The following is an 11,534-nucleotide window of genomic DNA, read 5'->3' as shown; positions in this document are numbered from 1 at the left end:
CCCCCCCCCCCCCCCCCCCCCCCCCCCCCCCCCCCCCCCCCCCCCCCCCCCCCCCCCCCCCCCCCCCCCCCCGCGGCCGGATATCGAGGCCGAGAGGGGCGACCACCGGCCGCCCCTGCCGCGATCAGGCGGCAAGCCTGACCGGCTCCACCGGCACCGCGTCGGGCGGGAGCACCTCGCCCGGCGCGGCGGGCGCCGGATCGTCGGGATCGGGCGCGTCGGCGATCCGGGGTCTGGTCGCCTCGGCATGGGCCTTGACCGTCGCGACCCCGCCGCGCTCGGTATAGGCACTCGGTGGGAACGCCATCCAGCGCGGCACCCAGCCGGTCACCTGCGCCCGGCCGTTGGTCCCGGCGAGATGGTCGCGGACGATCGCCTTCAGCGCCTTGCCCGTCTCACCGCTATTGGCGGCGGCGACCGTCTCGCCCGCCACCTCGGCGACGATCCGGCCGATCACCTCGCGGTCGCGGATCAGCTCGAAAAAGGCGTCGTCGGCCGCCCACCACGCCGCCATGTCGGTGCCGAGATGGAGCCCGACCGCCTCGACCACCGCGCTGCCGCTGGCGATCGTCTCGCCGGTCACCACCGCGATCGCCGCCAGCACCGCAGCATCGTCAAGGGTCAGCAGATGGCCGAACAGTCCGACGACATCGCGGGTCGCGCCGGTGACGGTCGGCGCCTCGGGATCGAGGCCCAGCGCGGCGAGCACCGCCCGCCGATGCCCGTCGAACAGCGTCTCGGCATGCGCCCCCTCGACGCTGTCGGCGACCGCCGCGCTGCCCGCCCGACGCGGATCGGCCGTCACCGCCCACAGATGCGAGCCCGCAATGGCGTGGGCGAGCAGCAGCCGCAGCGCGCTGCCGGGGCGCTCGACCAGCCCGGCGCGGACGGCGGCATGGCGATGGAGGTCGCAATAGACCGTCATCGGCCCGCTGATCTCGGGCCGAACGGGCCTGGCGTCGGGTCCCTCCTCGGTCCCCGTCGCCGCCGACTTGGCGGCGCGGCGGGCCTCGGTCGACGACAAATAGCCCTCGTGGAAGACCACCTCGCCGCTGCGGTTGACGTCGATATAGACCCGTCCGCCCTTGCGCTTGGTGGTCTTCACATGGTCCCATGCCGCAAAATGCTCGGTCGGCGGAACGATCACCGCATCGCTCCACCCCGCATCGAGATAGGCGGCGCGGCGCGCGTCGATAGCCGAATTCTGCGCGGTCCAGAACTGGTCGGCATCGGCGAACCAGCCGCCTTCGCCGAACAGGTCGGTGACGACCGCGCCGGGAAACGTAGCGAGGTCGAACAGCGCATGCCTGGCCGCAATCGACTGGCCGCCGAACAGCCATGATTTTAGCTGATGGCCGGTCGGGCAATGGCCCTCGGGATCGTCGAAAAGCGCCAGCCACGCCTTTTGCTGGCTCTTGCTCGCCATCGTCAGATGGCGGACGGTCACCGCGTCGATCCTGCCGCTGCGGTAGAAATCGCGGATGCGCGGCAGCAGATTGCCGAGCGCCAGCGTCCGCTTGACCATCAGTTCGGGCAGGCCGAACACCAGCCCGATATCCTCGGGGGTGCGCCCTTCCCGGACCAGCCGGGTGAAGCTTTCCCAGCGGGTCACCTCGTCGGGGTCGAGCCGCTGGAAATTCTCCAGCATCGACGCTTCGAGCGCGGCGGCATCGTCGCCCGGCTCGATGATCGCGCACGGCATCGGCTCGGGATGGTCCACCTCGGAGGCGACGACCTTGGCGGTTTCCCAGCGCCGCCGCCCGGCGATCACCTCGAACCGGTCGGTTTCATCGCCCGGCGGCGCAGCGGCCGGACGGACGAGGATCGGCATGAGGATGCCGCGCCGCCGCACCGACGGCAGGAGGTCGGATATGTCGGGGGCCTTGCGGCCGCCGCGCATATTGGTCTTGCTCGATACGATCTTGTCGAGCGGGATGAAGTCGAGTTTCATGGGGTAGCTCCTTGTGAGCGCCGGTCGCGTCGGTCTTTCCGGGGCGGCGCGACCGGCTTGGGGTGCGGCGAAACGCGCCGCGCGTCAGCCGTCCGAACCGGGACCGTCGCGGTCCCGTCCGGGCGGAAGCTCAGAATCCTCGTCGGGGGCGACGCCTTCGAGGATGAAGGCCGCGCCGATAATCGACCCGGCCGCGCGGGCGCACGCCGCCCATCCCGACAGCCGGTGCGGGGTGGTGAAACCGATGTCGCGCTCGATCCGCAGCCCGAACGGCAGGCAGATTTCAACCAGCTCCGAGAGCGAGAAGCTGCCGAGTTCGGGACAGCCGAAACCGAGATCGGCGAGCCCGAACAGGGTGTCGCCATCGCGGTCGAGTTCGGTCGCGAGCCATGTCGCGGCCCCCATGGGGTTGAAGAATTTGACGACCGGCACCGGGTCGGGCTCGTCCCGGCCGTCGCGCTGGGCGGCTTCATGGGCGATCGCATTGGCGCGCAGCGCGAAGCGCAAGGGGGCGGTGAGCAGGATCATGCCACCGCCTCCCCCGCCAACGCGGCGAAGGCGGCAGGCGTCCCCCGGCCGGTCGCGGCCTCGGCGGCATCGCGCAGCGCGAGCAGATGGTCGGCGGCCTTGCTCGCCTGACTGGCGGCGCGGAAGATCGCCTTGTCGTCCTCGCGCAGGATCGCCAGCCATGCGCCGAGATAGTCGGCATGGCGCACGGTCGGGACGATGCCGAGTTCGGCGCAGACGAAGGCGCTGCACATCTCGGCGACCAGTTCTTCCCGGCCATAGGCTTGCTGGTCCATGCCGCGCGCCAGCCGGTCGAGGCGGCTGCGATGTCCGGTCCAGTGCCCGAGTTCGTGCAGCGCGGTGCGGTACCAGTTGATCTGATCGGGATAGGCCCGTTGCGGCGGCACCCGGATATAATCGGCCTCGGAATGATAATAGGCCTCGCCGCCGCCGATCCGGATATCGGCCCCGGTCGCGGCGATCAGCGCATCGGCCTCGGGGACTGGCTCGCGGTCGCGGGTGACGTCAAACTCCGCATCGCGAAAACCGACCGGCAGCGCCTCGACCTGCTCGACGTTGAAGACGGTGAAGCGCTTGAGGAAGGCGACGCGGCGCTGCGCGGCTTCGCCCCCCTCGCCCGAAGCCCGCTCGCCGCCGCCCTCGCCGCGCGGCGTGAACCGGTCGGCATAGACGACGGTGGTTCCCTGCGCGCCCTTGCGGACATGGGCCCCGATCGCCTGCGCCTGCTTGAAGGTCATCCAGCGCTGCGAGGCAAAGCCCTGATCGGCCAGCGCCTCCCACAGGAACAGGATGTTGATCCCCGAATAGCGCCGCCCGGTCGCGGCGTTGCGCGGCATCCCCACCGGGGCGAACCCGTCCCAAGGCTGGACCCACGGCAGGCGGCCCGCCTCGAGGTCGCGGATGATCCGGTCGGTGACGTCGGCATAAAGGCTGGCGATCGGTCGCGAGCCGGGATTGCGTGCCATCTTCTCCACTCCTTCCTGAAGCCGCAACCGGTCCCGGAAAGGCGGGGTGGGCGGCAGGCGTGGACCGGCAGTCCCGTCGGCAGAGGCGGGCCGCACCCGCAGGGCCGCAACGCAGTGGAGGAGCGGGCTTGCCCGCTTGCAGCCCGCCGCGACGGGACTAGAGGGAGACGCCGCCCACCCCGCCGCGCCGGAGGCCGGAGACCAGCGTCATCGCGCCGCGCGCGATGGCCGCATCCGGATCGCAGATCCGGCCAGCGTCAGCGATCGTCACCGTGAGGCCGAGACCCAAAGGGGCTCGGTGGCGCAGCCATAGAGCGCGACCGCGCCCGCGGCGCGGGGCGCCAAGACCCGTCGAGGACATCGACCGCCACGGAGCCCCGGACAGCAGGGCGAAGACGCCTCGGCCCATGAGGAGATCGTGGTGTCCGACGCCGGCCTGGCGAGGATGCGATCCGCCGCGGCATGCGGACAGCCCGGCGGCAAGGATCAGCAGCCACACGCGCGGCCGCGGTTGAATTGCCCGGCGGGCAGCGACCGGCCACAGCGAACCCCGCGCCCACCCGGGCGCCAGCAGGCCCATCCCCCTGTCAGCGCGACCAGCGGGAAGCGCCAGGACGGCCGTCATGCGCATGACCGTGAATCGCGCCGGCGGCTAATCCGTCAGCAAATGGTTCACCTTCGACGCGAGATCGTCCAGCGAGAACGGTTTGGTGATCATCGCCATATTCGCGCCGACGAAATTCGCGCGAATGCCGGCATTCTCCGCATAGCCGGTTATGAACAGGATCGGCAGCTCAGGTCGATGCGCGCGCGCGATTTCGGCCAGCTCCCGGCCCGTCATGCCGGGAAGGCCGACGTCCGAGATCATCAGGTCGATCCGGGCAGCCGATGCGAGATAGGGGGCGGCGGCCAGCGGATCGGCGAATTCGATCGCGTGGTAGCCGACCTCCTCGAGCACCTCGAGCACCAGCATGCGAACCGCCGGGTCGTCTTCGACCACCAGCACCCGTTCGCCGTCGCCCTGCGGAGCCGATCCCACCTCGGACGACAGGCGATCGGGACCCGTGTCGGTTACCGGCAGATGCAGGCTGACGCAGGTCCCCTCGCCGACCCGGCTCTCGATCGCGACGTCGCCGCCGCTCTGCCGGATGAAGCCATAGACCATCGACAGCCCGAGACCGGTGCCCTGCCCGAGCGGCTTGGTGGTGAAGAACGGATCGAAGACCTTCTCCACCAGGTCGGGCGGCATCCCGACCCCGGTGTCGGTGACCGAGACCCTCAGCGAGCGGCCGGCCGGCCGGCCGTGGTCCCCGGCGCCGTCGCCGTCGACATCGTCGACGAGGCCGGTCTCGATCGTGACGACACCGCCGTCGGGCATCGCGTCGCGCGCATTGATCACCAGGTTGAGAATGGCATTTTCGAGCTGGTGCGGATCGACGAGCCCCGTCGGCAGGTCGGGCGCCAGCCGCGTCCGCAAATCGATCCGCTCGTTGACCGCGCGCTCGATCAGCTCCGACATCGCGACGATCAGTTCGTTGATGTCGACCGGCTTGGCGTCGAGCGACTGTCGGCGCGAGAATGCCAGCAGCCGGTGGGTCAGCGCCGCGGCCCGTCCCGCCGACGTGGTCGCCGCATCCATGTAGCGTGGCAGGCTGTCGAAATCGCCGGTCGCGATCCGTCGCTTCATCAGATCGAGCGAGCCGATGATGCCGGTCAGCATATTGTTGAAGTCGTGGGCGATCCCGCCGGTCAACTGGCCGACCGCCTCCATCTTCTGGCTCTGGCGCAACGATGCCTCGACGCGCTCGCGCTCGAGCTTTTCGGCGCGCAGGAGCGCCAGCGCGTCTTCGAGTTCGGCGGTTCGCTGCCGCACCTGCGCCTCGAGCTGGTCCGCGGCATCGGCGAGCGCCTTCGCACTGTCCTCGATCGCATCGCGCTGCGCCTGGATCTGCCGACGCTGCCGGTGGAGATCGAAGAAGACATTGGCCTTCCCGCGCAGAATGTCCGGCTCGATCGGCTTGTGGATGAAGTCGACCGCACCGGCCTCATAGCCACGGAAGCGCCGTTGCCCGTCGACGCTGCCGGCGGTCAGGAAGATGATCGGGATATGCCGCGCCCGTTCGTTGCCCCGCATGAACTCGGCGAGCTCGAAGCCGTCCATGCCCGGCATCTGCACGTCGAGCAGGGCCAGCGCGACGTCGTGCCTGAGCAGCAGCTCGAGCGCTTCTTCCCCTGAGCGCGCGCGCAGGAAGGAAAGACCGTCCTGGCGGAGCAGCCCCTCGAGCGCGAGCAGATTCTCCTCGAGATCGTCGACGATCAGGACGTTGACGGGGTCGGGTGCCATGCTCATGACGCCCGCAGCGACGCGAGTTCGGCGGCGATCGCGTCGAGCGACAGCGCATGGGCGGCCGGAGATTTCGCCAGCGCGGCGCTCGGCATCATCGGCGCCATCGCCTGCGCCGGATCCTCGACCAGCCCGATTCCGCCCGCCGCGATGATCGCCCTGAGCCCCTCGGCGCCATCCTCGTTCGCGCCGGTCAGCACGACCCCGACGAGACCGGCGCCATAGGCGTCGGCGGCGCTTTCGAACAGCACGTCGATCGAGGGACGCGCATAGAGCACGGGCTCGTCCAGCGACAGCGAGAGGGTCCGGTCCGCCTCGACCAGCAGATGATAGTCGGAGGGCGCGAAATAGACCGTGCCCGGCGCGATCGGTTCCTTGTCCTCGGCTTCCTTGACCGTCAGCCGGCATTTGGCCTCGAACAGCCGGGCCAGCAGGTCCGAGCGGTCGGCGGGGATGTGGACGACGACCAGCACCGGGACGGGATAGTCCGCGGGCAGCGCGGGCAATATCCGCGAGAGCGCCTGCACCGCGCCCGCCGATGCGCCGATCGCCACCGCCTCGATGTCGCCGCGCGTCACAGGTCGCGCCGCTGATAGATCTTCTCCGCGCGGACGAACTCGCTGAAGCCGTCGGCATGGTCGGAGAAGCGCAGGCTTTCCTTGGAGCCGAGCCCCAGGAAGCCCTTGCGGGCAAGCGAATCGTGAAACAGGCCGATGGCACGGTCCTGCAATTCGCGGTCGAAATAGATCATCACGTTGCGGCACGAGATGAGCTGGACCTCGGCGAACACCGCGTCGGTCACCAGGCTGTGGTCCGAGAAGACGACATGCTGGCGCAGCCCCTTGTCGAACACCGCCCGGTCATAGCCCGCGGTGTAGTAATCGGAGAGCGACGATCTGCCGCCCGAACGCTGGTGATTTTCGGTGAACGACTTGATGCGATCCAGCGCATAGATCCCGCTCGACGCGATTTCGAGCGCCGCCGGATTGATGTCGGTCGCATAGAACAGGGTCCGATCGAGCAGCCCCTCCTCGCGGAACAGGATCGCGAAGGAATGCAGTTCCTCGCCGCCGCTGCATCCGGCGATCCAGACCTTGAGCGAAGGATAGGTGCGCAGGTGCGGGACGACATGCTCGCGGATCGCCCGGAAATAGGCCGGGTCGCGGAACATCTCGCTGACCTGGACCGTCAGATAGTCGAGGAGCCGCGGCAGCATCGACGGCTGGTGGAGAAGCGCGTCCTGCAGCGCCGAGAAGGTCGCGAAACCCAGTTGCTGGCGCGCCTGCCGCAGCCGCCGCTTGATCGACGCCTGGGCATAATGGCGGAAGTCGTAATGATAATGGCGGAACAACGCCTCCAGCAGCAGGTGGATTTCGATGTCCTCGACGGCTTCGTTCACCATCGATGCTACCGCGGCATCCACACCCGGACGAGCGACAGGAGTTTGTCGACGTCGAGCGGCTTGGCCATATAGTCGTTGGCGCCGGCCTCCAGGCAGCGCTGCTGGTCGTCGGGCATCGCCTTGGCGGTGAGCATGATGACCGGCAGCCTGGTCCAGCGCGGATCCAGCCTGATCCGCCGCGTCGCGTCGAGCCCGTCCATCACCGGCATCATCACGTCCATCAGGACGAGGTCGATCGGGCCCTCCTGCCCGTCCGCATGCCGGTCGAGGGCATCGAGCGCCTCCTGGCCGTTGCGCGCGATCGCGACGACCGCGCCGCGCGGTTCGAGGATGTTGCTGAGCGAATAGACGTTGCGGACGTCGTCCTCGACGATGAGGATCCGCCGGCCTTCGAGCACCGCGTCGCGGTTGCGGGCCTCGTGGATCATCCTCTGCTGCTCGGCCGGCAGGTCGGCGACCACCTGGTGGAGGAACAGCGACACCTCGTCGAGCAGGCGCTCCGGCGATTTGGCGCCCTTGATGATGATCGAACTCGAATAGCGGCGAAGCTGCTGCTCATCGGCGGCCGACAGGTCGTGGCCGGTGTAGACGATCACCGGCGGAAAAGCATGTTCGCCGTCGGCGCTCAGCGTCTCGAGCAGCGAGAAGCCGGTCGCGTCGGGCAGCGACAGATCGAGGATCATGCAGTCGAACGTCTGGGTCTTCAGCAGTTGCAGGCATTCCGCCGCGGTGCCGGCGCCGACGGTCTCGACTTCGCTCGATCCGAGCAGCTTGCCGACCGCCTCGCGCTGGAGGGGATCGTCCTCGACGATCAGCACCCGCCGCATCGTCCGGGTCAGCTGGCCCTCGAGCACCTCGAGCGCGTGGACGATATCCTCGCGCTTCACCGGCTTGACCAGATAGCCCATCGCGCCGAGCGACATCGCCGTCTGGCTGTGGTCCGACGCGGAGACGATATGGATCGGAATATGGCGGGTCGCATCGTCGCGCTTCAACCGGTCGAGGACCGCAAGCCCCGACTGGTCGGGCAAGCCGACGTCGAGAACGATCGCGCTCGGCTTGTAGCGCTTCGCGAGATCGAGCGCCTCTTCGGCGGTTCCGGCGATCAGGCTCTGGAAGCCGGCCTCGCGCGACAGGTCGCGGACGATCATCGCGAACGCCTCGTCGTCCTCGACGACGAGAAGGACGCGACGGTTCGCCTCCAGCCGGTCACGGTCGTCATCGACGGCGAACGACCGGAACGCTCCGCCCGGCGCCGTCGCGGGCGCGGTCGGCAATGGCGCATCGAGCGCCATCGCGGACCGGGTCGTCGCCGCGACCGAGGCACCGTCGTAGCGGAGCGGAATCGTCAGCGTGAAGCGGCTTCCCTCACCGGGCGCACTGCGCAGCGAGATCGCCCCACCGAGCAACCGCGCCAGTTCGCGCGAAATCGACAGGCCGAGGCCGGTACCGCCATAGCGCCGGTTGATCGCACCGTCGGCCTGGCGGAACGCCTCGAAGATCGCCCTGTGCTGTTCGGGATCGATGCCGATCCCGGTGTCGGTGACCGACAGGCTGAGCCGCTGGTCGTCCGCAAGATCGATCCGCAGGTCGACGCGACCGGCCGCGGTGAACTTGAACGCGTTCGAGAGCAGGTTGCGCAGGATCTGCTCGAGGCGCTGGCGGTCGGAGGTGAAGCGCGCCGGTGCGCCTCCCGCGACATCGACCGCGAAGATCAGCCCGCGTTCGGCGGCGACCGGATCGAAGGTCCGGCGCAGGTCGGAGACCAGACGATCGGTCGACACCGGTTCGGGACGGATCTCGATATGTCCCGCCTCGATCTTCGACAGGTCGAGGATATCGTTGATGAGGGTCAGCAGGTCGTTGCCCGACGATTCGATCGTCCTCGCATAGCGGACCTGCTCGTCCGACAGAGTATGCTGCGGATTGTCGCCGAGCAGCTTCGACAGGATCAGCAGCGAATTGAGCGGCGTCCGCAGCTCGTGCGACATGTTCGCGAGGAAATCGGACTTGTAGCGACTGGCCTGTTCGAGTTCGCGCGCCTTCAGCTCGACCGCCGCGCCGGTGCGGGCGAGGTCGTCGCGCTGGGTCTCGAGCAGCTGCGCCTGTTCCTCGAGCTGGGAATTGGTCTGCTCGAGCTCGACCTGCTGCTGCTCGAGCCGGACCTGCTGCTCCTTGAGCGCCCGTCCCTGCTCTTCGAGCTCTTCGTTCGAGACCCGCAGTTCCTCGCTCTGGACCTGGAGTTCCTCCGACTGCCGCTGGGTCTCCTCGAGCAGATTCTGCAACTCGGTGCGAAAGCGTGCCGAGCGCAGCGCGACGCCCACGGGCTCGGCGATCTGATCGAGCAGGGCTGAGGCGCGGTCGTCGATCTTGTGGAGAAAGCCCAGCTCGATCACCGCATTGGGTTCGCCGTCGGCCTTGAACGGCGCGATGACGAGATGGCGGGGCTTGTCGCGCCCCAGCGCCGATCCGACGGTCAGATAGCCCGCGGGAACGTCGTGGACGACCAGCGTCCGCCCCTCTTCCGCCACCCGGCCCATCAGGCCCTCGCGCAGCGCGAACCGCATCGGAACATCGGCATCGCCCGGCACGCCGAGCTGCGCCACCCGCTCGAACTGCCCGCCATGGCCCTTGAACAGGACGGCCACCTGAGCGCCGAGATAGGGCGCCAGGAAGTCGAGGACGGCATCGCCGAGCTGGGCGACGGTCTTGTCCCCGAGCATCGTCTCGGACACCCCGACCTGCCCGGCCGCGAGCCAGGCCTGGCGCTGCCGCGCGAGCATGCTCCGGTGCACCAACAGACCGACGGCCAGGGTCAGGCCCATGCCGAGCAGCGCCGCGAGAACGCCGCTGACGATGGCGTTGCGTGAGGCCGTCTCCATTTCGGCCAGCCGCGCCTGGCGAAGCCGCGCCTCCTCCTGGCCCATCGCCGCGAGCTGGGTACGGATCGCGTCCATTTCCAGCTTGCCGCGATCGGTGGTGACCACCGCCAGAGCCGCGCTGGCGCCACCGGCGCGCCGAAGATCGATCGTCTGCTTCAGTTCGGCGAGCTTGGCTTCGACATGCGGCTTCAGGCGCCCGATATTGTCCTGCTGGGCGCGGTTGTCCGCGGTCAGCCTCGTCACCGCCCGCAGTTCGGAGGCGATCTTCGACAGGGCCAGCTGATAGGGTTCGAGATATTTCTCGCCACCGGTCAGCAGGTAACCGCGCTGGCCGGTCTCGGCATCCTGCACATCCGACAACAGCGCGTCGAGCGAGGTGATGACCTCGTGCGAATGGACGATCTTCGCATTGTCGGCGGCGAGCGTCTGGATGTTCGAATAGGACATCGCGCCGCTGATCGCGAAAAACAGCAGGGCCGCAGCCACGGCGAACGGCGTGCGCCCCCGCGTGCCGGCGGCGACGCCCGACGCGCTCTCGATGATCGTCTTCGGCATCGGAGTTCAGCCCGCGACGCTGAACGAATTCACGGCCCCGATCGGGGCCCGCCCGACATCATGCTCCGTTGCGATATTCCAGTCCGCCCCCAATTCGATCAATGCCCGATCCCTTTCGACTGCCTTCGGTCCGCCACGCACATCCGGTGACGTCGAAAACGCAACAGGCGGACCCGTGCGGCGCGATAATCACCCCGAAATCAGCCGATGAAGGGCTGAATCCCGCGTCGCAACGAAATCGACTCGAAAAGGTTCCGGCGATTGTCGAATATCGGCATCCGCGGCGTGAAGCCCTCCCGCGCGAGGCCGTTCCCGTCGCACAGGCCGTAAATCCGAGAGTCGGGACCTCGTCATTCCCGTCGTTCGCTTCTGCGCTTTAAGAACAAACAGAGAACGCCTATGCTGCATGACGCACACGAGTCGAGGACCCGATATGGCTACGCGGACGAACATGGCGGTTATGGCGACAGCCCAGCTCACATTGCCGGTGAGCGAGATCGAGGGCGGCGACCGCACGCCGCATCCGGCGACGCGAAAGCCCCGGCGCCGCCGAACCGTGGCGCGGTCTCCCGCCGTGACACCCGCCGCGCTGGCGGAAGCGGTTCAGCCCGACCTCGTCGCCATCCGCGAGGAGCCCGTTGCCGCCGCTCCGCCGGCCGCCACGGCGACGCCGTCGATGCCGGTCGTCGAGGAACCGCCCCGCAGCGCGTTCGGACAATGGCTGCTGCGCCAGGTCGGACATAAACAGGACTGGATCGCCAATCTCGCCAAGGCGGCCAAGGCCGACCCACGCTTCCCGAAAACGGGATCGGTCGACGATGTCCGCAAGCATCTCTCGGGTCTCGGCGCCGAAGGCGACATGTTCGAGGCGCTCGAGGACGCCGAGAATGCGTGGATCCGTGGCTGA

At 68.7% G+C, this 11,534-nt stretch carries 8 protein-coding genes; 1 reads left to right on the top strand and 7 read right to left on the bottom strand.

Going from position 1 to position 11,534, the window contains the following annotated elements; translation table 11 throughout:
• Positions 1-124: 124 nt before the first annotated feature.
• The 7 genes from AC1RM6_RS09890 to AC1RM6_RS09860 all read right to left on the bottom strand — a co-directional run bounded on the left by AC1RM6_RS09890 (position 125) and on the right by AC1RM6_RS09860 (position 10,627).
• Positions 125-1,951 carry a ParB/RepB/Spo0J family partition protein gene (locus AC1RM6_RS09890; RefSeq protein ID WP_493100587.1) on the bottom strand — a complete coding sequence of 609 codons (1,827 nt, stop codon included), beginning with the start codon at positions 1,949-1,951 and terminating at the stop codon, positions 125-127.
• A gap of 84 nt (positions 1,952-2,035) precedes the next feature.
• Positions 2,036-2,479 (bottom strand): DUF2958 domain-containing protein, encoded by a 444-nt coding sequence (locus AC1RM6_RS09885; protein WP_493100585.1) that lies wholly within the window; start codon positions 2,477-2,479, stop codon positions 2,036-2,038.
• Positions 2,476-3,444: an ArdC family protein gene (locus AC1RM6_RS09880; protein WP_493100583.1), complete on the bottom strand. Its 969-nt coding sequence runs from the start codon at positions 3,442-3,444 to the stop codon at positions 2,476-2,478. Before AC1RM6_RS09880 ends, AC1RM6_RS09885 begins: the two co-directional genes overlap by 4 nt.
• A gap of 652 nt (positions 3,445-4,096) precedes the next feature.
• Positions 4,097-5,788: a response regulator gene (locus AC1RM6_RS09875; RefSeq protein WP_493100581.1), complete on the bottom strand. Its 1,692-nt coding sequence runs from the start codon at positions 5,786-5,788 to the stop codon at positions 4,097-4,099.
• Positions 5,789-5,790: 2 nt separating this feature from the next.
• Positions 5,791-6,366 carry a chemotaxis protein CheB gene (locus AC1RM6_RS09870; protein WP_493100579.1) on the bottom strand — a complete coding sequence of 192 codons (576 nt, stop codon included), beginning with the start codon at positions 6,364-6,366 and terminating at the stop codon, positions 5,791-5,793.
• Complete coding sequence (locus AC1RM6_RS09865) at positions 6,363-7,190, bottom strand: CheR family methyltransferase (protein WP_493100577.1); 828 nt, start codon at positions 7,188-7,190, stop codon at positions 6,363-6,365. Before AC1RM6_RS09865 ends, AC1RM6_RS09870 begins: the two co-directional genes overlap by 4 nt.
• Positions 7,191-7,195: 5 nt before the next feature.
• The gene (locus AC1RM6_RS09860; protein WP_493100575.1) at positions 7,196-10,627 is read right to left on the bottom strand and encodes a response regulator; all 3,432 of its coding nucleotides are present in this window, start codon (positions 10,625-10,627) and stop codon (positions 7,196-7,198) included.
• A gap of 460 nt (positions 10,628-11,087) precedes the next feature.
• Between AC1RM6_RS09860 and AC1RM6_RS09855 the strand changes: the two genes are divergently transcribed.
• The gene (locus tag AC1RM6_RS09855; RefSeq protein WP_493100573.1) at positions 11,088-11,534 is read left to right on the top strand and encodes a YozE family protein; all 447 of its coding nucleotides are present in this window, start codon (positions 11,088-11,090) and stop codon (positions 11,532-11,534) included.

The sequence above is a fragment of the Rhizorhabdus sp. GW822-FHT03C02 genome (genome assembly GCF_058801765.1).
This window is presented reverse-complemented; position numbering and strand designations above follow the sequence as displayed.